At 68.8% G+C, this 19,489-nt stretch carries 20 protein-coding genes; 14 read left to right on the forward strand and 6 right to left on the reverse strand.

Features of this window, described 5'->3' with window-relative positions; translation table 11 throughout:
- Nucleotides 1-42 precede the first annotated feature (42 nt).
- Entirely contained in the window at nucleotides 43-750 is a 708-nt protein-coding gene (locus NO345_RS16225) for a helix-turn-helix domain-containing protein (protein WP_256300942.1), read from the forward strand.
- Between the two features lie 16 nt (nucleotides 751-766).
- Here NO345_RS16225 and NO345_RS16230 read toward each other — a convergent pair whose 3' ends face one another.
- Both NO345_RS16230 and NO345_RS19875 read right to left on the reverse strand, forming a co-directional pair.
- Nucleotides 767-988: a HalOD1 output domain-containing protein gene (locus NO345_RS16230; RefSeq protein ID WP_256300943.1), complete on the reverse strand. Its 222-nt coding sequence runs from the start codon at nucleotides 986-988 to the stop codon at nucleotides 767-769.
- A 367-nt stretch (nucleotides 989-1,355) separates the two neighbouring features.
- Complete coding sequence (locus NO345_RS19875; protein ID WP_256300945.1) at nucleotides 1,356-2,420, reverse strand: GNAT family N-acetyltransferase; 1,065 nt, start codon at nucleotides 2,418-2,420, stop codon at nucleotides 1,356-1,358.
- A 250-nt stretch (nucleotides 2,421-2,670) separates the two neighbouring features.
- On the opposite strand from NO345_RS19875, the gene NO345_RS16240 reads away from it, so the two are divergent.
- Together NO345_RS16240 and NO345_RS16245 are read left to right on the forward strand one after the other, a co-directional pair.
- A complete protein-coding gene (locus tag NO345_RS16240; RefSeq protein ID WP_256300947.1) occupies nucleotides 2,671-2,919 on the forward strand; it encodes a hypothetical protein in 249 nt (82 codons plus the stop codon).
- Nucleotides 2,919-4,037 carry a GNAT family N-acetyltransferase gene (locus NO345_RS16245; RefSeq protein WP_256300949.1) on the forward strand — a complete coding sequence of 373 codons (1,119 nt, stop codon included), beginning with the start codon at nucleotides 2,919-2,921 and terminating at the stop codon, nucleotides 4,035-4,037. The genes NO345_RS16240 and NO345_RS16245 overlap by 1 nt, the downstream gene beginning before the upstream one ends.
- On the opposite strand, the gene NO345_RS16250 is transcribed toward NO345_RS16245, so the two are convergent.
- The gene (locus NO345_RS16250; protein WP_256300951.1) at nucleotides 4,029-4,997 is read right to left on the reverse strand and encodes a polysaccharide deacetylase family protein; all 969 of its coding nucleotides are present in this window, start codon (nucleotides 4,995-4,997) and stop codon (nucleotides 4,029-4,031) included. The genes NO345_RS16245 and NO345_RS16250 overlap by 9 nt on opposite strands.
- Before the next feature lie 360 nt (nucleotides 4,998-5,357).
- Here NO345_RS16250 and NO345_RS16255 point away from each other — a divergent pair, with 360 nt between their 5' ends.
- From NO345_RS16255 to NO345_RS16300, 10 genes are read left to right on the forward strand one after another with little or no spacing between them, the layout of a single operon-like run.
- On the forward strand, nucleotides 5,358-5,951 hold the full coding sequence (locus NO345_RS16255; RefSeq protein ID WP_256300952.1) for an acyltransferase: 594 nt from the start codon (nucleotides 5,358-5,360) through the stop codon (nucleotides 5,949-5,951).
- The gene (locus tag NO345_RS16260) at nucleotides 5,948-7,024 is read left to right on the forward strand and encodes a DegT/DnrJ/EryC1/StrS family aminotransferase (RefSeq protein ID WP_256300954.1); all 1,077 of its coding nucleotides are present in this window, start codon (nucleotides 5,948-5,950) and stop codon (nucleotides 7,022-7,024) included. The genes NO345_RS16255 and NO345_RS16260 overlap by 4 nt, the downstream gene beginning before the upstream one ends.
- Nucleotides 7,017-7,982, forward strand: a complete 966-nt coding sequence (locus NO345_RS16265; RefSeq protein WP_256300956.1) for a Gfo/Idh/MocA family oxidoreductase — start codon at nucleotides 7,017-7,019, stop codon at nucleotides 7,980-7,982. The genes NO345_RS16260 and NO345_RS16265 overlap by 8 nt, the downstream gene beginning before the upstream one ends.
- Nucleotides 7,979-9,331 (forward strand): nucleotide sugar dehydrogenase, encoded by a 1,353-nt coding sequence (locus NO345_RS16270; protein WP_256300957.1) that lies wholly within the window; start codon nucleotides 7,979-7,981, stop codon nucleotides 9,329-9,331. The genes NO345_RS16265 and NO345_RS16270 overlap by 4 nt, the downstream gene beginning before the upstream one ends.
- Before the next feature lie 5 nt (nucleotides 9,332-9,336).
- Nucleotides 9,337-10,116 carry a polysaccharide deacetylase family protein gene (locus NO345_RS16275; protein ID WP_256300959.1) on the forward strand — a complete coding sequence of 260 codons (780 nt, stop codon included), beginning with the start codon at nucleotides 9,337-9,339 and terminating at the stop codon, nucleotides 10,114-10,116.
- Nucleotides 10,113-11,681 carry an alkaline phosphatase family protein gene (locus tag NO345_RS16280; protein WP_256300961.1) on the forward strand — a complete coding sequence of 523 codons (1,569 nt, stop codon included), beginning with the start codon at nucleotides 10,113-10,115 and terminating at the stop codon, nucleotides 11,679-11,681. The genes NO345_RS16275 and NO345_RS16280 overlap by 4 nt, the downstream gene beginning before the upstream one ends.
- Before the next feature lie 6 nt (nucleotides 11,682-11,687).
- Nucleotides 11,688-12,725 carry a DUF354 domain-containing protein gene (locus tag NO345_RS16285; protein ID WP_256300963.1) on the forward strand — a complete coding sequence of 346 codons (1,038 nt, stop codon included), beginning with the start codon at nucleotides 11,688-11,690 and terminating at the stop codon, nucleotides 12,723-12,725.
- Entirely contained in the window at nucleotides 12,722-13,639 is a 918-nt protein-coding gene (locus tag NO345_RS16290; protein WP_256300965.1) for a polysaccharide deacetylase family protein, read from the forward strand. Before NO345_RS16285 ends, NO345_RS16290 begins: the two co-directional genes overlap by 4 nt.
- A gap of 34 nt (nucleotides 13,640-13,673) precedes the next feature.
- Entirely contained in the window at nucleotides 13,674-14,678 is a 1,005-nt protein-coding gene (locus tag NO345_RS16295) for a GNAT family N-acetyltransferase (RefSeq protein ID WP_256300967.1), read from the forward strand.
- On the forward strand, nucleotides 14,675-15,607 hold the full coding sequence (locus NO345_RS16300) for a glycosyltransferase family 4 protein (protein ID WP_256300969.1): 933 nt from the start codon (nucleotides 14,675-14,677) through the stop codon (nucleotides 15,605-15,607). Before NO345_RS16295 ends, NO345_RS16300 begins: the two co-directional genes overlap by 4 nt.
- Before the next feature lie 24 nt (nucleotides 15,608-15,631).
- Here the strand turns inward: NO345_RS16300 and NO345_RS16305 are convergent, their stop codons facing one another.
- Complete coding sequence (locus NO345_RS16305; RefSeq protein WP_256300971.1) at nucleotides 15,632-16,390, reverse strand: sugar phosphate nucleotidyltransferase; 759 nt, start codon at nucleotides 16,388-16,390, stop codon at nucleotides 15,632-15,634.
- Between the two features lie 143 nt (nucleotides 16,391-16,533).
- Here NO345_RS16305 and NO345_RS16310 point away from each other — a divergent pair, with 143 nt between their 5' ends.
- Nucleotides 16,534-17,010, forward strand: a complete 477-nt coding sequence (locus tag NO345_RS16310; protein ID WP_256300973.1) for an acyltransferase — start codon at nucleotides 16,534-16,536, stop codon at nucleotides 17,008-17,010.
- Nucleotides 17,011-17,058: 48 nt separating this feature from the next.
- Here NO345_RS16310 and NO345_RS19880 read toward each other — a convergent pair whose 3' ends face one another.
- Together NO345_RS19880 and NO345_RS16320 are read right to left on the reverse strand one after the other, a co-directional pair.
- Complete coding sequence (locus NO345_RS19880) at nucleotides 17,059-18,102, reverse strand: Gfo/Idh/MocA family protein (RefSeq protein ID WP_256300975.1); 1,044 nt, start codon at nucleotides 18,100-18,102, stop codon at nucleotides 17,059-17,061.
- On the reverse strand, nucleotides 18,099-19,211 hold the full coding sequence (locus tag NO345_RS16320; RefSeq protein WP_256300977.1) for a DegT/DnrJ/EryC1/StrS family aminotransferase: 1,113 nt from the start codon (nucleotides 19,209-19,211) through the stop codon (nucleotides 18,099-18,101). Before NO345_RS16320 ends, NO345_RS19880 begins: the two co-directional genes overlap by 4 nt.
- Nucleotides 19,212-19,489 lie beyond the last annotated feature (278 nt).

The raw sequence follows: 19,489 nt of genomic DNA on the forward strand, positions 1-19,489 counted from the left end.
CGGAACAGTCAAGTTCCAGTGTCGAGAACAGCTCGTACGGGAATGACAGAGAGTGACTCACATGCCTCGGGGGAATCGGTCGTCGAGGTCGAGTTCTCGATCGAGGACCCGGCGTATCCGTTCGTCTCCGCGACGGCGGGTCAGGACTGCATCATCGAGCTCGCCGACATGGTCCCACGGGGTGAGGATGGGTACGCCGAGTTCTTCAGCATAACCGGGATCGAGTCCGAGCAGGTCCAGGAGATCGCCGGGTCGTACGAGACCCTCGAAGTCCACCTCCTGCGGGAGTACGAACTCGGCGGCCTGTTCGAGTTCCTCGCGTCAGGAGACTGTCCGGCGTTCACCCTCGCAGAGCTGGGTGCACTCCCCCGTCAAGCGATCTCCTTGAACGGGGAGGGTCGCATCGTCGCGGAGATCCCGCCACAGTACGAGGCTTCGTCCGTCATCGATTCGTTCCTCGATGCGAACCCGGACGCGGCGCTCGTTTCGAAACAGCATCGTGACTCCTTCACGCCGATGTTCACTGGCTCGACGCTCGGCCAGGTTCTCGACACCCATCTCACGGAACGACAGCAGGAGGTCCTCCGAACCGCGTACGACGCCGGCTACTACGAGTGGCCCCGCGAGTGCAGCGGAAAGGGGGTTGCCGATGACCTCGAGATCAGTTCCGCGACCTTCTCCGAGCACATTCACGCGGCCGAGCGGAATCTACTCACAGCTCTCTTCGACTCCGAAACGGGACTGAACTGAATGCCGAGTCGTAGCCCTATAGACCGTCCGTCTGGAGCCTCACGGTTACCTGTCCGTCGGCTCTGACGGTGACGTCACAGCTCTCGTGGGAGAACGAGACGGCGATGTTCGAACGTCGGGCGGGGCTCCCGGACCCTGCGCCGAGGATGCGGTCCAGTGCGTCCGGATCGATGGTCTCGTGGAGCGGGTCCAGTTCGGTGGCTGGGGTTCCGGTGACCGCGACGATGGCGTCGATCACACCGCCCGTCGCCGTTCCCGCTTCGCGCCAGTCGTGATGAACGAACTCCCGATTCGAGCTAGTCTCTGACGTCCTGGGTTCTTCGTATATGTCTGTCATGTGTCCAGATGATCGTGGTCGTTACTCCGCCTGCTCCTCCAGATACTTCTCGGCGACGTACATAGTTCGTCTCCCTACAACTCAAGGGAAACCGCCGGGAGGGACACGGCGTTCGACCCCGCTCGACCGATTCGTGTATGTGGGACGCAGCCCCGCCGGACAGCAGTTATGGCGGGGAAAGTCAGAATAGATCCTGTCGACCGGACGGGGCCGCCCTCGTCGCTCGCTCATCACTCACTCGGTCCGACCCAACAGGCCACCCGGGAACTCAGTACGTCGCCTTCTGGTAGACGTTCCGGCCGAGCTTGAACGCCGGCCAGCCGACCCGCGAGTGGCCCTTCCGCCACTGGAGCGTCGGGACGGCCTCGCCGCCGTAGCGGGACTTGTACCGGAACACTGTCTCGTCGAAGTGCGCACCGGTCGCGCCGAAGTCGTAGTAGCGGTAGCCGTGGTCGAGAGCCCACCTGATCCCCCGGCGGTGCAGTACCTCGGAGGGGTGGTGCGAGAAGCAGTCCTCGTCGGGGATTGCGGAGAAGTAGAAGTGGACGGTCTCCTGTTCGTCGTCGAGGATGTCGACGTAGGAGCCGACCGGTTCGCCGTCGTGGACGGCGGTGAACACCCGGACCCGGTCGGAGAACTCGGTCAGCAGCGCCTCGAAGAAGGGTTGTTCGTAGGGGACGCCACCGACCCGTTCGACGTTCGCGACGTAATCGTCGTACAGATCCGTCGCGGTCGACCGGTCGAGCGAGCGTTCGACGACCTCGACGCCGTCCTCGTCGGCCTGCCTGAGTGCTCGACGCCGCCCGCTCTGCATCTCCGCCTTGAGGGTGGGCCAGTCGTCGTCGAGCGGGATACGGAACCGGCAGTTCACCAGGGTGGGCTCGTAGCCTCGTCTCGCGAGCCACTTGCCGTAGCGAACGTAGCCGAGGTCGTTGGTCCTGATCGCGTGGTAGAGGGTTCCGATGCCGGTCTCGTCGGCGAGGGCGTCGAACAGGAGTTCGAGACAGTCCCGCTCGTCCGTCGAGACCACCGGCCCACCGAACCCCGGGTCGATGCTGACGAGCTCCCGGAGCGGGAGCCGGTTCCCGAACCGTGTCGCCGTCGGGAGGTAGATCGGCCCGGCGAAGTTCGGGAGCACACCGACCGGGTTGCCCTTCTTCGAGACGACGACGTGCAGCGGCCGTGACTCGGGGACGTACTCCTCGACCAGGGCGAGCCACCCGTGTCGGTGGAAGACGGAGCCGAGGTCGGACTGCTCGACGAGGTTGTTCCACTGGTTCTCGTTGACGTCGTGGACGCTGTCGACGACCCGGACGTCCAGGTCGTCGGTCACGTCCGGGCACCGCCGCGGGTCGCGGCTCCTCGGTCCTGAACGGTCTGTTTCATCACGACCAGCTTACCGGGAGTACGTTCTCGTTATGTGGTCCGTACGTGGCCCACCACGACCGCATACACCTGCTAACGGGGTCGAACGGCTCGTTTGAGGCCCGAGGGGTCGGTCGATGACGACGCCGTGGTCGAAGCAAACCCTTAGGACCGATAACGGTGCTATTACATTGGGTTCACCTCCGGATGGGGGGAGTATGCCGTGTCCGTACCTCGAGTACCGCCGTGCCGACGAAGATGTCGAGTTCGATCACGAGCGGCCGTACTGCGCCATCCAGGGCTCGTTCGTCTCGCCGATGCGGGCGGACATCTGCAACGACCGGTTCGAGTTCCACCACCCCGAGGACTGTCCGGTGTTCCAGTCACACGCCGAGGTCGAGGCCGATGCGACGGCCGAGAACGTCGCCGGACGGCTCGTCGAGTCTGACGGCCCGGCCACGGACTGATGGGCGACGGTCAGTCCGGGGGCGACGACTACACGATCAGATTCTTCGAGCCGGCGGACAGGGACGGGTTCCTCGAGCTCTACCGCTCGGTGATGGGCCCGGCGACGGAGGCCTGGTTCCGCTGGAAGTACGAGGAGAACCCGTACGTCGCCCACGTTCCGGTCGTGGTGGCTGTGGACGAACGTGACGGCGTCGTCGCGGCGCGCCCGCAGGTGCCGTTCCGGATGCAGGCGGGTGAGAGACGGACGCTGGCGCTGCGCTTCGGTGACACCATCGTCCACGAGGACCACCGTCGCCGCGGCCTGTTCACCCGGACGACGGCCTTCGCGATGGACTACTACGGCGGACAGCCGCCACGGTTCGCGTTCAACTTCCCGAACTCGCTGTCTGAGCCGGGCTACCGCACCGTCGGCGGCGAGTTCGTCCAGGAGCTGGTGACGCACTACCGCGTCCACGACCCCGAGAGCGTGCTCGACGCCGGCTCGATCCCGGGTTCGGATAGCATCGCCCAGGCCGGCAGCCGGCTCATCTCGGCAGCGCGTGCGGCCGAGCGGGCGCTCCGGCGTGTCGACCCCGACGGGTCGGTCGTCCGGTACGAGGAGCCGCCGGCCGAGCGGCTCGCCGAGCTCGCGGCCCGGTCGACCGAGCGCCGGGTCCACGCGGTCCGGGACGAGGCCTTCTTCCGCTGGCGGTTCGCCAACCCGCGCTGGTCGTACGACACCTACATCCTCGAACGGGACGGGGAGGCGCTCGCAGCAGTCATCGCGGGGACCGCCACGACGGAGCGTGGAACAGTGACCAACCTCATGGAGCCAGTCCCGCTGGGCCGGGACGCGAGGCCGACAGACGCCACACGGGCGCTGCTGGCGGCCGTCGTCGAGGACGTGAGTGATTCCGACCTCGTCGCGGTCGCCGGCGGAACCATCGATCCCTCGTTGCTGCGACGGTTCGGCTTCCTGCCCGACGACGGCCGTCCGCTCTCACTCGGTGCCTCGCCGTCCCGCCAGATCACATACGACCTTGCGAACGCCGGCGAACAGGCGTGGCGGGTCGGTGGGCTGGACATCCGCCGACCGGAGAACTGGGCGCTGACGTTCAGCGAACACGACTCACGGTGACTGTGGGTCGGTCGGTTTCGGGTCGTTGCTGGCGGTGTCGGCTCGGGATGCGAGCGTCCGGCTGGCGACCGTTCGCATCGTCTCCACATCGACACCTTCCTCGTCCCGGTACCGGGCGACGAGCTCGCAGACCCGCCTGATTCGTTGGTGGTCGCGTTCGGTGACGAGGTTGTTCGGGTGGAGCCACAGGTGGAGGACGCCGTCGCGTTCGGCCGCCGCCTCGAGTCCGGACCGGACGGCACCCACGACGGGGTCCTCCCGGAGGAGCGACGCCACCCGACGACCAACGCCCTGGAAGCCGTACAGGTAGAGCGACGCGGGGATGTCGACGAGGCCGTACTCGTCGACGGTCGGTTCGACGAGGGGCGGGGCCCCCGGGCCGAGCGCCGCCGCTCTCAGCTTCCCGCCACGGCCGGCGAGTCCACCTCCCTCCCCCTCGGGGCGGACCCCACGATAGCAGCGTATCGGCGAGTCGGCCAGCTCGTCGCGGTGCCCCACGTCGTTCCGGGGGAACACGAACGAGACGGGGTCGAAGCCGGCCTGTCGGGCGACGTCGACCGCGACCTCGATCTCGGTGCGCGCCAGCGAAGCTGTCGTCTCGAGCGCCCCGAACTGCACGTGCGAGAAGGTGTGGATGCCGAGGTCGTGCTCGGCGTCCGCCCGACCGATATCGCCGACGAGTTCGGGCGCACAGAACAGCTCCCGGTCGGCCAGCTCTCCCTCCCGCTCCGCGAGGAACCAGCCCGACGGTGCCGGGATGTCCGGGTGGGAACCGTTGCAGCCGCTCAAGAACAGGTGGCCCACCACGGCCCAGGTCGCCGGGAGGTCGTGTTCGTCGAACGCACGTAGCAGTGCCCGCCAGCCCTCGCGACCCGCCTCAACGCGGTCGATCGGGGGCGATACCTTGTCGTGGAAGCCCCACGCGAGCTCCGCGTCGACCGACAGTACCACAGTACCCATGTGCCGGGTGCTGTGCGGACGTACCGTTAGTATGCAGGTACTATCGGACCTTTCCCGCCTCGGTTCGCTACCGACGCCGAGGCGAGGAGTGCGGTCCGGGTGGATGGGCACCGGTCGGTGTCGGACACGAGCTGCCGAGGCCCCCTGAACAAACCGCCTGACGGAGGTGAGCTCCCTCGGCACACGCCCCGATAACTCCGGTTAGACGGCGGGGACGAAGTCGCAACTACACCATAACAAAGGGTAGCCCAACTGACCAGCGAACCAGTTCCGGCAGAGATGCCGGTGATCGAACACCATGCTACAGAGTATCGTTCACGATGCGGCGGGGAACCGACGACGTGACCGGAGGGGACGGCGATGAGCGACGAGTCGCGAACGCTGTCTGCCGTCGGCGAGGAGGGGCGGGTGGACCCGTCGGCCGTGCTCGGGACGCCACCGGACGGGGAGCCACCGACGCTCGGCCACGCGCCGCGGGTGCGGGCGGGGACGGTCATCTACTCCGACGTGGTCGCAGGCGATGACCTCCAGACCGGTCATCACGCGCTCGTTCGGGAGGGAACGACGCTCGGCGACCACGTGACCGTGGGCACCAGAGCGGTCGTCGACGGGCACACGGCGGTCGGCTCGGGTACGAGCCTCCAGACCGGTGCGTACGTCCCGACCAACTCCCGCCTCGGAAAGCGCGTGTTCCTCGGTCCGAACGCGACGTTGACGAACGACCCGTACCCGACCCGCCGTGATGTGGGACTCGACGGGCCGAAACTCGAGGCCGACGTGAGCATCGGCGCGAACGCGACGGTGCTCCCGGGGCTGACCGTCGGCGAACGCTCGTTCGTCGCAGCCGGGGCCGTCGTCACGCGCGACGTCCCGCCGCGGACGCTCGCGACCGGTGTCCCGGCGACGTTCGAACCGCTTCCGGACGAACTCGACACGAGGAACGCGGAGCCATGATAGAACTCGTCGAACCGGTCGTCGGGGACGCCGAACACGACCGTATCGCGTCGGTGCTGGCGGACGGCCAGCTCGCCGACGGCTCGACGGTTCGCTCGTTCGAGGACCGCTTCGCCGACTACTGCGGCACCGACCACGCCGTCGCCACGTCGAACGGCACGACCGCACTCCACGCGGCGCTGGTCGCCTGTGGCGTCGGTGACGGGGACACCGTCGTCACGTCGCCGTTCACGTTCGTTGCGACGGCGAACGCCATCAGACACGTCGGGGCGGAGCCGGTGTTCGTCGACGTCGACCCGACGACGTTCACCATCGACGTGGACGCGGTCGCCAAGATCGTCCGCCGACAGGACGTGGACGCCCTGGTCCCCGTCCACCTGTTCGGCCTGCCCGCAGACATGCCACGCCTCCGAGAGCTCGCGGCCGAGTACGACTTCGCGCTCGTCGAGGACGCCTGTCAGGCGCACGGGGCGAGCATCGACGGCGAACTCGTCGGCTCACTAGGCGACGCGGGCTGCTTCAGCTTCTACCCGTCGAAGAACATGACGACCGGCGAGGGCGGGATGGTGACGACGGACGACGACGAGGTCGCCGCCCGCATCCGTCGGTTCGTCGACCACGGCCGCGACGGCACCGGCCGGTTCGTCGAGACCGGGCACAACTTCCGGATGACGAGCATCGCGGCGGGCATCGGCCTGGAACAGCTCCGGCGACTCCCCGAGTTCAACAACCGGCGGCGTGCGAACGCGGAGACGCTGACCGAGCGCCTCGCGGGCCTGCCGATACGGACGCCAGGGACGCCGGACGACCGACGCCACGTGTTCAACCAGTACACGGTGTTGACCGAACGGCGCGAGGCGCTCGCCGACCACCTCGAGTGCCGCGGCGTCGACTCCGGCGTCTACTACCCCACACCGGTCCACCGTGAACCGTCGTTCAGCGCGGTCGATGCGGACTGCCGCGTCGCCGACCGTCTCGCCGACGAGGTGCTCTCGCTGCCGGTCCACCCCGCGCTCGACGACCGCGAGGTCCGGGCCGTCGCAGAGGCGGTCAGGGGGTTCTACCGTGAGTGAGACGCTCGCGGCGGGCGTGCTCGGCGTCGGTAACATGGGAGCCAACCACGCCCGGGTGTACGACGAGCTGCCGGAGACGACACTCATCGGCGTGACCGACGCCGACTCGGGGACGGCCGCGGCCGTGGCGGACCGACACGACGTGCCCGCCCTCCCACAGTCCGAGTTGCTCGCGCGCGCCGACATCGTCTCCGTCGCCGTCCCAACACAGTACCACGTCGAGACGGCTCGCGCCTGCATCGACGCCGGCGTCGACGTGCTGGTCGAGAAACCGTTCGTCCACGACGTCGAGGCCGGGCGCGACCTCGCGGCGCGTGCGGCGGCTGCCGGTGTGACCCTGCAGGTCGGACACGTAGAGCGGTTCAACCCCGCGGTGCGCTCGCTTCAGTCGTTCGTCGACGACCTCGACCTGGTGGCGATGTCGGCCCGTCGGCTCGGGCCGCCACCGAGCGGCGGTGGTCGCGACTCGGTGATGCTCGACCTGATGGTCCACGACCTCGACGTCGTGGCCTCCATCGTCGACAGCGAGGTCCGGCAGGTCTCGGCGGTCGGCACGCTCGCCGACCAGCACGTCTCCGCACAGCTCCGGTTCGCGGACGGGACCGTCGCGACGGTGGACGCGAGCCGGGCGACACAGCAGAAGGTCAGGGAGCTGACGCTGACGGCGGGCGAGTGCTACGTCACGCTCGACTACCTGGCGCAGTCGGTCGAGGTGTACCGGCACTCGCTCTCGGAGGTCGTCGCGGGGTCGTCTGGGGTACGGCACCGGACGGCGAGCGTCGTCGAGCGGCCCATCGTCGACAACGGCGAGCCGCTGAAACACGAGCTCCGGTCGTTCGCACGGTCCGCCCGCGCGGGAACCGAGCCGGAGGTGACGGCGGCGGACGGACTCCGTGCAGTGGAACTGGCCCAACGGATCGAGAGCGCCCTCGGGCGGACGGAGGTGGCCGAACCGTGAGCGAGACGGTCCCCCAGACACCCTACCCGCCAGACTCCGACGAGAACACGTTCCCCTGGGCGTTCAGCCTCGGCGAGTACCCCGTCGCGATCTACGGGCTCGGGAAGATGGGGCTCCCGCTGGCGGCTGTCTTCGCCGCGGAGACGGGGAACGTCGTCGGCGTCGACATCGACGAGGGTGTCGTCGCCGCCATCGAGGCGGGCGAGAGTCACGTCGTCGGCGAACCCGGGCTGGCCGAACTGGTCGGGGAGACCGTCGAGCAAGGTGCGCTCACGGCGACCACCGACGCCGAGCAGGCGGCGGCAACAGCCAGCATCCACGTCCTGATGGTCCCGACGCTCGTCACCGACGGCGAGCCCGAACTGGGGGCGCTCGACGCGGTCATCGAGGACGTCGCAGCCGGGCTCGAACCGGGCGACGCGGTGTTCGTCGAGTGTACGGTGCCGCCTAGAACCTGTGTCGACCGCGTCCAGCCCGCGCTCGCGGCCGGGAGCGGCCTCGCTCCCGACGAGTTCGGGCTGGCGTTCTGCCCGGAGCGGACGATGAGCGGCCGGGCCATCGAGGACATCCGCGGGAGCTACCCGAAGGTCGTCGGTGGCGTCGACCCGGCGAGTACGGAGCTCGCCCGCCGCGTCTACCGGGAGATCAACGACGCGGGGGTCCACACGGTCACCGACGCCACGACCGCGGAGGCGGTGAAGGTGTTCGAGGGGCTCTACCGCGACGTGAACATCGCGCTGGCGAACGAACTCGCGCAGTTCGCGGACGCCTTCGGCATCGACGTGACGGAGGCCATCGAGACGGCGAACACGCAGCCGTTCTGTGACATCCACACGCCCGGTGCTGGCGTCGGCGGGCACTGCATCCCGTACTACCCGCACTTCGTCATGGGACAGTTCGAGCCCGAGGCACCGCTGCTGCGGACCGCGCGTGCGGTGAACGACCGGATGCCGGAGTTCGTCGCCGACCGGCTGCTCGACGAACTCCGGGCGGTCGGCACGTCACCGGCGGACGCGACGGTCGCCGTCCTCGGCCTGACCTACCGGCCGGGCGTGGCGGAGGTGCGCGCGACGCCGGCGAAGCCGCTCGCCGACCGCCTCGGGAGTGCGGGCGCGACCGTGCTGGGCGTCGACCCGCTCGTCGACCACGTCCCGGGCTTCGACCACGAGGTGCTCGACCCGTACGAGCTGTACGACCGAGACCTCGACGGGGCGGTCCTCGTCACCGACCACGACGCGTTCGACGACCTCGACTGGACGGCGTTCGACCGCCTCGCGGTCGTCGACGGTCGGCAGGCGCTCGACCTCGCCGACACTGACCACAGCGTCTACACCGTGGGGGGTGGCTGACCGTGGTGCACGACCAGCCGTCCGACTTCACGTTCGACGCGTACCGCCTGCTGCTGGATACGCTCGACGCCAGCGGCTATGAGAGCCTGACGATGCGGGAGTATCTGAAGTGCGACCGCCTGCCGGACTCCTTCGTCGTCCACCGCCACGACGTCGACCGCAAGCCGGCGAACGCGCTCGTCTTCGCGGAGCTGGAGGCGGACCGTGGTATCCAGTCGACGTACTACGTGCGGACCACCGACGAGGTGTTCCGGCCCGACCTGATACGGCGGTTGGAGGCGCTCGGACACGAGGTCGGCCTGCACTACGAGGCGGTCGACCGTGCCGACGGCGACCCGCGGCTCGCGAGGGACATCTTCGGCCGGAACCTGTCGATGCTGCGCAGCCTCGTCTCGGTCGACACGGTCTGCATGCACGGCAACCCGCTGACGCCGCACGACAACCGCGACCTCTGGGCGCACGCCGGCTTCGCCGAGTTCGACCTGCTGGGGGAGGCGTACCTCTCGATGGACTTCGACGACGTGGTCTACTTCTCCGACACCGGCCGGACCTGGCGCGACGGCGCGCTGAAGATCAAGGACCACACCATGGGCGAGGGCGACAAGCGCGTCTCGGCGGACTCCACCCACGAACTGGCCTCGCTGTTCCGGGACCATCGCGTCTCCAGAGGCTGCGTCCTGTCACACCCCAACCGGTGGGCGGGCGACGTGGTCGAACTGCTGGTCGAACGCACGAAAGACACCGCGACGAACATCGTCAAACACGGACTCCATCAACTGCCATGACTACCATCGTGATCGGACTCGACGGCGCGAACTGGCCCATGTTGCGGGAGTGGCTCGACGAGGGCCGGCTCCCCAACCTGCAACGACTCATCGACGACGGCATCGGCGGCACCTCGCGGAGCTGTCTCCCGCCGTTGACCGTTCCGAACTGGAAGTGCTACGCGACCGGGAAGAACCCCGGCAAGCTGGACGTGTTCCGGTTCGACCGGATCGACACCGAGGAACGCGACCACGTGTTCCACGACGCGACGGACTTCCGGAGCGCGGAGCTCTGGGACTACGTCGAGGACGAGGGACTGCGCGCGGGTGTCGTCAACGTTCCATCGACGTACCCGCCCAAGGAGCTCGACGGGTTCATGGTCGCCGGCGGACCGGACGCCTCGGAGTCGGAGTACCGGTCGCTCCGGAGCGGCTTCGCCACGCCAGCGGACGTGGAGCAGTACCTCGGCGAGGAGCTCGACTACCGGGTCCACCCGACGCCGATGATCTCGCCCTCCGACACCGGCGAGGCCGAGATCGACGCCATCCTCGAGCTCATCGACATGCGCTTCGAGGCGGCCGAGCGACTGCTCGACCGGGAACGCCCCGACTTCCTGCACCTCACGGTGTTCTACTCCATGGCACTCCAGCACTACTTCTGGCGGGACGCTCCGGTCGAACGGGCGTGGCGTCGCATCGACGAGAACCTGACCCGGTTCACCGAACAGGACCACGACATCCTCTTGATGTCCGACCACGGGACCCAGCGGGTCGACACGGTGTTCTACATCAACCGCTGGCTGGCCGAGGCGGGCTACCTCTCGGTCGGGACGACAGTCGACCAGCTGTTCCGGCGGGCGGGGGTGACCCGCGAGCGGGCGCTGACCGTCGCGAAGAAGCTCGGGATGGTCGGCACCCTGAGCAAGGTCGTCCCGGAGTCGCTCCAGCGGGTCGTCCCCTGGGAGGAGGGCGTCAAGCGCGAGCGTGTCCTCTCCGCGGTGAACTGGGAGCAGACGAGAGCCGTCGCGAGCAACCAGGGTCCGATCTACCTCACGCTGTCAGCGGACGACCCAGACTACGAGGCGACCCGCGACGAGCTCATCGAGCGGCTCTCGGGACTCACGCACCCCGAGACGGGCGAGCGACTGGTCGAGGCGGTCCACAGGGGCGAGGAGCACTACGAGGGCCCCTACGCCGAGAACGCGCCGGACCTGATCCTCGACCAGGGGCCGAACGTCCACACCAGCGACGCGGTCGGCGCGGGCCCGTGGTACGCCGACGAGGGCGTCTGGCGTGGTGGCAACGAGCCCGAGGGACTGTTCCTGTTCTCCGGGCCGTCGTTCCGCACCGAGGGGTTGAACCTGGATGCGCGGATCGTCGACCTCGCGCCGACGCTGCTGCACACGATGGGGATGACGGTACCGGAGGACATGGACGGGCGGGTGCTCGACGTGTTCGACCCGGAGTCGGTGCCGGGGAAGACACCTGTCCGGACGCGGGAGCCACTCCCCGAGGACCACGTGGGGGGCGGGGGCGACAGCGCCGAAGTCGAGCGGCGGCTGGCCGACCTCGGCTACCTGGAGTGAACTCCGATGCGCGCGCTCTTCGACGTGACCCATCCGGCCCACGTGCATCTGTTCAAACACGCCATCGCGGAACTGGACCGCGACGGCCACGACGTCCGCGTCCTCTCTCGCGAGAAGGAGGTGACCACGGCGCTACTCGACGCGGCGGAAATCGAACACCGTCCGCTCTCCCGGAAGGGCGGGTCGCCGCTGGCACTCGCCCGGGAGTGGCTCGGTCGGGAACTGCGGGTACTCGGTGAGGTACTGCGCTTCGACCCCGACCTCGTCGTGAGTCGGCTCAACCCGGCCGCGGTCCACGCGGCACGGCTGACGGACACGCCCAGCATCGTGTTCCACGACACGGAACCTGCAGACAAGCTCGCGAGCTGGACGCTCCCGTTCGCCGACGTCGTCTGTACGCCGGCGGCGTTCGAGGAACGCTGGTCCGGCCAGCGTCGCTACCAGGGCTACCAGGAGCTCGCGTACCTGCACCCGTCCCGGTTCGACCCGGACCCGGAGGCGCTCCGCGAGGACGGTGTCGCGGTCGACGACCGGTACTCGGTCATCCGCCTGGTCGCGGGAGACGCCCACCACGACTACGGGAACGACTCCCTGCCCACGGACGTGCGGGCACGGGTCGTCGACGCGCTCTCCGAGCTCGGCCCGGTCTACGCGTCGGTCGAGGCCGACGGCGAGGCCCCAGCAGGGACCGAGCCCTTGCCGGTCCCCCCAGAGCGGTTGCACGACCTGCTCGCCTTCGCCGACTGCTACGTCGGTGATTCGAACACGACGGCCGTCGAGGCGGGCCTGCTCGGGACGCCCGCACTGCGCTACGACACGTTCGGTGCCGGCGCACTGCAGAACTTCGTCGAGCTCGAGTCGGAGTACGGGCTGGTCCGGTCGACCGGCGACGGCCACCGGCTGCTGGAACTCGTGAACGGCGTGGCCAGACAGCCCGATGCGGCGGCCGCGCGCTGGCGCGAGGCACGGAACCGACTGCTCGCGGACAAGGTCGACGTGACGGGCTACATGCTCGACCTGCTCGAACTGGAGGTGCGACGATGAGCGCCGTGCCGGACGACCACGAGTTCGCACTGCTGCTCACGCACGACGTCGACCGTCCGTACAAGACCTACCAGTCGCTGTACTACGGCCTCAGGGACCGGGAACCGGCACAGCTCCTCGAGTTGCTGTACGGGGAGAACCCCTTCTGGACGTTCGACTCGCTGCGCGACCTCGAGGACGACCTCGGCGTTCGCTCGGCGTTCTACTTCATGCAGGAGCGCCCCCTGACCGACCTGCCCGTCAGGCGGTGGATCGACCCCGAGAGCTGGCGACTGTTCTGTGGCCGGTACTCCCTCGACGACCCGGATATCGTCGCACTGATCCGCTCTCTGGCGATGGACGAATGGGAGATCGGTCTGCAGGGTTCGTACCACTCGTACCGGGACAGGGACCGGCTCGAACGGGAGAAGCTGCGGCTCGAGTCGATACTCGACAGACCCGTTCTGGGCGGGCGTCAGCACTACCTGAACCTCGACGAGCCGGCGACTTGGCGACACCAGCGGGCGGTCGGGATGCGGTACGACGCGACCCCGGGGTCGTCCGCCACGTTCGGATTCGGCGGCGAGTACGGCATCCGCCGGCCGTTCGACGACGAGTTCGTGGTGTTCCCGCTGACGGTGATGGAGACCGCGCTCCCCGACCCGGGTGACGAGTTCGACCGCGCCTGGGGGGTACTCGACGACCTGCTGGACGAGGCAGTCGCGAACGATGCAGTGATGAACGTGCTCTGGCACCCGCGGTTTTTCACCGAGGCGGACTTCCCGGGGCACACCAGGCTCTACCGGAGACTCGTCGAGGAAGCGCTCGAGAGAGGGGCGTGGGTCGGCCCGCCCGGGAGGCTGTACGAACAGCTCGAGTGGCCCTCGGGCTCCTCGGACGCACGACCCTCAAGACGGGAGGTAGCCGGACGGTAACAATGGACCGTTCACGCGATTCACCGGCACCAGCATGGACATCGAACGAGTCGGTCTCTCGGAGTGGGGGGAGGTACTGCCTGATAGCGGCTTCGAGGTGTTCCACCTGCCCGGGGCGCTCCGGGTGCTCGACGACCACGGCGACGGCGAGCTGCGGCTGTTCGTCGGCTACAACGGTCAGCACCCCGTCGGGTTCTTCCCAGTGATGGTGACCGAACGCCCCGTCGGCCGGGCCGTCACCTCACCGCCACCCTCGATGAACGTCCCCAAGCTCGGCCCGCTCGTCACCCCGCTCAGCCCGAAACGACGCAAACAGGAGCGGACGAACAGGGAGTTCGTCCGCGCTGTGCGCGACGAACTGGCGCTCGACGACTCACGGACCCTCTTCCGGTTCGTCTGCTCGCCAGCCTACGGAGACCCGCGGCCGTACATCTGGGACGACGACGACGTCTCGATGTCGTTCACGTACCGCCTCGACCTGGCCGACCGGACGCCGGACGACGCGCTGGCCGCGGCCAGCAAGAGCTTCAGGCGCTCGGTCCGTGACGGCCGCGACCTCGACGTGTCGGTCTCAGTCGAGGGTGTCGAGGCGGCGCGACGCATCTTCGAGCAAACGAAGGAACGGTACGAGGAGCAGGGTCGGTCGTTCACCCTGAGCTGGCCGTACGTGAAGGACCTCTTGACCTGGCTCGACGAGCGGGCCCGGGTGTACGTCGTGCGCGGCCCCGATGGGGAGCTCCTCAGCGGGATCATCGCGCTCTTCTCGAACGACGACGCGCTGTACTGGCTGGGCGGCACCCGTGCCGACTTCGAGGGGACGAGCGTCAACGCACTCCTGCACTGGCGCATCGTCGAGGACGTCGCGGCCGGGACCCCACGGTCTTCGCTGACGGGGTACGACCTGATGGGTGCCGACACGGAGCGCCTCGCGAGGTACAAGAGCAAGTTCGGGGCCGATCTCGTGCCCTACCACGTCGTCGAGTCCAGCGGGGCACCGACGGCCGTGGCAAAGCGCGTCTACGAGTTCGTGAGACGATGACTATCGAGGTCCTCAACCTCGTGACCACCGAGGAGGCGACGTTCTTCCAGAAGCAGTGCAGCGCACTCGCGGAGCGGGGAATCGAGCTGGAGACCCTCGCGGTTCCGGAGCGACCGGCCGCGGACGAGCATCGCTCGCCGCTCTCGTACGCCAGACTCGTCCCGCGGGCGATCAGCCGGGCACGCGACGGGTTCGACATCGTCCACGCGAACAACGGACTGACCGCGCCCGCTGCGCTCGCACAGTCGCGGCTCCCGGTCGTCATCTCGCTGTGGGGCACCGACCTCTTCGGGCGCTTCGGAGCGGTCTCACGGGCCGCCGCCTGCGGGGCGGACGCCGTCATCGTCATGAGCGACGGGATGGCCGCTTCGCTCGATGTCGACGCCCACGTCATCCCGCACGGGGTCGACCTCGACGTGTTCCGGCCCATGTCCCAGGATGCGGCCCGCGACCGCCTCGGCTGGCGGTCGGACCGCTACTACGTGCTGTTCCCGTACTCGACGGAGCGGGCCGTCAAGAACTACCCACGTGCTCGTCGGGTCGTGGACGAGGCTGCGACGTCTCTCGACCACCCCGTGGAGCTCACGACCGTCAGTGGCGTCGACCACCACGACATGGTCAGGTACTACGCCGCCAGCGACGCGCTCATCCTGACCTCGCGGCACGAGGGGTCGACGAACGCAGTGAAGGAGGCACTCGCCTGCGACACGCCGGTCGTGTCGGTCGACGTTGGTGACGTGGCAGAACGCCTCGCGGGCACCGACCGCTCCCGGGTCTGTCGGTCCGACGAGGAGCTGGTCGCCGGGCTCGTCGAAGTACTGCCGAGCGAGGGTGAGCCGGGCGGTGAGCGCCGCGCGGTCACGGAGCTCGGACTGGAACGGATGGCCGAACGCATCGAGTCGGTGTACCGGTCGGTGCTCGCGGAGTAGTCGCAGGAGTAGATTCCCCAGGGCTCAGTCGAAGGACTCCGACGCCCCCGCCCGCTCGCGGGGTATCGGCGAATCGCCGACGAGTCTGCGGTTCGCCTCGTTCCTGTCCCGTGGGTAGCCGATGTCGACGCGCCAGCCATCGAGCGGTACCGCCTCGACGTCGTGCTCCGTCGCGTACTCGTCGATGGCGTCGCTGATCTCGTACTCGCCGCGGTCGGAGGACTCGATTCGGCGACAGGCGTCGAAGATACCGTCGGTGAAGGCGTAGAGCCCGGTCGCGACGAGCGTCGAGGGCGGGTCGTCGGGCTTCTCCACGATGGAGTCGATCTGCCCGCGTTCGTCGAGCTGGCAGACTCCGTAGCGGCTCGCCGCGGAGGGGGCGACCTCCTCGACCAGCACTGCGCCGTCCGTCCCCTCCGTGCGGAGTGCGCCGACCACGGCACCGATGTTCGCCCTGAACACGTTGTCCCCGAGCATCACGAGGAACTCGTCGTCCGTGACGCACTCCTCGGCGGCGAGGAGCGCCGAGGCGACGCCGTCCCGCTCCGACTGGTGTGCGTAGGTGATGGGTCTCCCGCGGTGCTCCTCGCCGAAGTGATCGATAATCTGGCCGGCCTCGTAGCCGACGACGAGGACGAACCGGTCGACGCCCACGGAGAGCAGCTGGTCGAGGCAGTCGACGAGCAGCGGGCGACCGCCGACCTCAACGAGTCCCTTCGGGCGATCGTCGGTGAGCGGTTCGAGCCGGCTCCCCCGACCCGCCGCGAGCACGATGGCTTCCATAACAGCTCGAATCGAGACCCGTGCTGGCAAAGTAACCGGGCAGGTACGGTGTGGACCACGCCGGTAGGGCCCGCATTCTTAGCAGTCACCGCTCCCGATGTCGGGGCATGTCCCGGCAGGCTTCCCGCGAGCCACGTAGTCACGTGCGAGACAGTCAGATCGGCGACGGTACGAGCGTCGCCCCCTACTCGAGCATCGTCGACGCTCGCATCGGGCTCGACTGCCGGATCTGGCGGTACGTCAACCTCTACGGCTGCGAGCTCGGTGACGAGACGATGGTCGGCTCGTTCGTCGAGGTACAGGACGACGCCGTCGTCGGTGACCGCTGCCGGCTCCAGACGCACGCGTTCGTCTGCTCCAACGTGGAGGTCGGCGACGGCGTGTTCGTGAGTCACGGCGCGAAGTTCATCAACGACCGCTATCCGCCTAGCGGCGACACGGAGGAGTGGGAGTCGACCATCGTCGGGGACGGCGCGGCCATCGGGACGAACGCGACCCTCCTCCCCGTCAGCGTCGGCGAGAATGCGCTCGTCGGTGCCGGTGCGGTCGTCGTGAGGGACGTGCCCGCGAACGCCATCGTCGCCGGCAACCCGGCCGAGATAATCGGCTACCGGGACTGAACCGACCGTCCCGCAGTCGGCGACGTCCCCCACCAGACAGCAGCCGGACTAGTTCCGCGACCGCACCGAGCGCCGGGGTTCGACCATCGCGTCACCCCGCACGTCGACGACGGCGTTTCGTTCGGCCGACCGTTCGGCGTCGGCGAGGAGCTTCACCGCCCAGGTACCGTCGACACCGGTCGTCACGGGCTCGCGCCCGTCGCGGACCGCCTCGACGAAGTCGCGGTCCTCCGTCTTGAGGGGCTCGCCGCCGTCGAGCTCGATCACCTCCGCGGGTGCCTCGCTCTCGACGATGTGACTCTGGCGCGTCCCCGCCGGCTGGCTCGCCGGCGGAACGTCGTAGAGCTCGACGACGGTGTCCTCGAGGTAGTCCACCGCGGCGACGGCCTCGCTCCCGACGACGACGAGCTCGCGGCGCTTTCCGGCGACCGGGATGGACCACGACTCGCTGACGACGCCCGTCACGTCCTCGAAGTCGAGCACGAGCGTGACGGTGTCGTGTGTGTCGGCGGCGACGGTCTGGTCGAGCCTGCAGTAGACGGTGTCGGGGTTGCGCTCCAGCAGGTACCGGTAGATGTCGACCTCGTGGACGGCGAGCGAGTGGAGCGCGCCGACGGGCCGGGCCGGTTGGCACGCGTGCCGGGCCGTCCGGAGGTGCGAGACGGTGCCGAGTGCCCCCTCGCGGACCAGCTCTCGGACGGCGTCCAGCGCCGGGTGGTGGCGGAACACGTGGCCGACACCGAGGATGCGGTCGTGGTCGTCGGCCGTGCGGACGATGCGGTTCGCGGCGTCGACCGACAGCGCGAGGGGCTTCTCGACCATCGCGTGGACGCCGTCGGCGAGGAGGTCTGTCACGACGGGCTCGTGGGTCGGCGACGGCGTGGCGACGATGGCGGCGTCGACGCCCTCGTCGGCCAGCGTCCGGTGGTCGGTGACGTAGTCGAGGCCGTGCTCGGCCGCGACGGTCGCGGCCCGGTCGGGGTCCGCGTCGCAGACGATGGCGTCGTCGACCACCCCTTCGTCCACGAACTCACCGGCGATGCGTACGTGGTTCGATCCCCAGTAGCCGGTGCCGACGACGGCGAGCTTCACGGCCGCTCACCCCGGTAGAAGTCCTCGATGGCGGTACAGACGTGCTCGACCTCCGACTCGGTGAGCCAGGGATGCATCGGCAGCGAGACGATGCGGTCGACGAGCCGTTCGACGACCGGGAGCCGGGGCGTCTCTTTCGCGGCGTCGACGATGGCGGGATGCTGGTGGAGGGCGTGCTCGTAGTGGATTCCCGTCTCGACGCCGCGGTCCGAGAGGAACGACCGGAGCGCGTCACGCTCGTCGGCCTGTACGACGTAGAGATGGTAAACGTGCTCGCGTTCGTCCGCCACCGTCGGTGTCTCGATCTCGGGAACCTCGGCGAGCCGGTCGTCGTAGAGCGCGGCGTTCTCGCGGCGCATCCGGCCCCAGTCCTCGACGTGCGTGAGGTGCTCCCGGCCGAAGGCGGCCTTGAACTCGTCGAGCCGGTAGTTCAGCCCGAGGTCGACGTGGACCCCGGCCGGGTTCCGGCCCTGGTTCCGCAGCCGGCGTGCGGCGTCCGCCAGCTCGGCGTCGTCCGTGACGATCATGCCACCGTCACCGCCGACGGTCATGTTCTTCGACGGGTAGAAGCTGAAGCAGCCGAGGTCGCCGATGGTGCCGGCGTACTCACCGTCGTACCGTGCGGCGTGGGCCTGACAGCTGTCCTCGATGACGGTGAGTCCGTACTCGTCGGCGACCCGACGGACGCCGTCCATGTCCGCGGGCTGACCGTAGATGTGGACCGGGACGACGGCGGCCGGCCGGGACGCGAACGAGGCCTTCGCCTCCAGGTCGTCGACGTCGATGGCGTACGTCTCCGGGTCGACGTCGACGAACACGGGCTCGGCGTCGAGGTTCATCGCCGCGCTCGCGGTCGCGAAGAAGGTGTGTGCCGGCAGCAGGACGGTGTCACCCTCGCCGACACCGGCGGCGCGCAGTGACAGCGACAGCGCGGCCGTGCCGCTGCTGACGCCGACCGCGTGGTCGACGTCGAACGCGTCGGCGAACTCGGCCTCGAAGGCGTCCAGCTGTGGTCCGTCGACGTATCTGCCGCTCCGGACGACGGACGCCGTCCGGTCGACGATGTCGTCGGTGACCTCGATCTCGGTGAACGGGACGTGTTCGACCATGTCCGCGAGTTGCACGAGGGGGGATGATTGTTACCGACCACCCGACGGGGGGTAGGCGGCTGGTACCATCGTGGGTCGGGACTCGCCGGACCGTCCCGTCGCCGAACCAGCGGACCGTCGAGAGCCGGTCCGAGGGCGACACCTGCCCCGGTTACCGGTCACGACGCCGCCGGTCTGTGCCGTATCGGTCGCATAACAAAGTCCGGACTCACCGACGGGCGGGACAGTATGCTACGCTTCGTCGCGCCGAGTGACACGCGACGGTCTCGGCCGGGGTG

This window comes from Haloarchaeobius salinus (assembly GCF_024464185.1).
In the GTDB taxonomy this organism is placed as follows: Archaea; Halobacteriota; Halobacteria; order Halobacteriales; family Natrialbaceae; genus Haloarchaeobius; species Haloarchaeobius salinus.

What these genes read in the sequence shown, in the direction of transcription:
- NO345_RS16225 (WP_256300942.1), top strand. Translation starts at nt 43, where the DNA reads ATGACAGAGAGTGACTCACATGCCTCGGGGGAATCGGTCGTCGAGGTC.
- NO345_RS16240 (WP_256300947.1), top strand. Translation starts at nt 2,671, where the DNA reads ATGCCGTGTCCGTACCTCGAGTACCGCCGTGCCGACGAAGATGTCGAG.
- NO345_RS16245 (WP_256300949.1), top strand. Translation starts at nt 2,919, where the DNA reads ATGGGCGACGGTCAGTCCGGGGGCGACGACTACACGATCAGATTCTTC.
- NO345_RS16250 (WP_256300951.1), bottom strand. Translation starts at nt 4,997, where the DNA reads ATGGGTACTGTGGTACTGTCGGTCGACGCGGAGCTCGCGTGGGGCTTC.
- NO345_RS16255 (WP_256300952.1), top strand. Translation starts at nt 5,358, where the DNA reads ATGAGCGACGAGTCGCGAACGCTGTCTGCCGTCGGCGAGGAGGGGCGG.
- NO345_RS16260 (WP_256300954.1), top strand. Translation starts at nt 5,948, where the DNA reads ATGATAGAACTCGTCGAACCGGTCGTCGGGGACGCCGAACACGACCGT.
- NO345_RS16280 (WP_256300961.1), top strand. Translation starts at nt 10,113, where the DNA reads ATGACTACCATCGTGATCGGACTCGACGGCGCGAACTGGCCCATGTTG.
- NO345_RS16285 (WP_256300963.1), top strand. Translation starts at nt 11,688, where the DNA reads ATGCGCGCGCTCTTCGACGTGACCCATCCGGCCCACGTGCATCTGTTC.
- NO345_RS16290 (WP_256300965.1), top strand. Translation starts at nt 12,722, where the DNA reads ATGAGCGCCGTGCCGGACGACCACGAGTTCGCACTGCTGCTCACGCAC.
- NO345_RS16295 (WP_256300967.1), top strand. Translation starts at nt 13,674, where the DNA reads ATGGACATCGAACGAGTCGGTCTCTCGGAGTGGGGGGAGGTACTGCCT.
- NO345_RS16300 (WP_256300969.1), top strand. Translation starts at nt 14,675, where the DNA reads ATGACTATCGAGGTCCTCAACCTCGTGACCACCGAGGAGGCGACGTTC.
- NO345_RS16305 (WP_256300971.1), bottom strand. Translation starts at nt 16,390, where the DNA reads ATGGAAGCCATCGTGCTCGCGGCGGGTCGGGGGAGCCGGCTCGAACCG.
- NO345_RS16320 (WP_256300977.1), bottom strand. Translation starts at nt 19,211, where the DNA reads ATGGTCGAACACGTCCCGTTCACCGAGATCGAGGTCACCGACGACATC.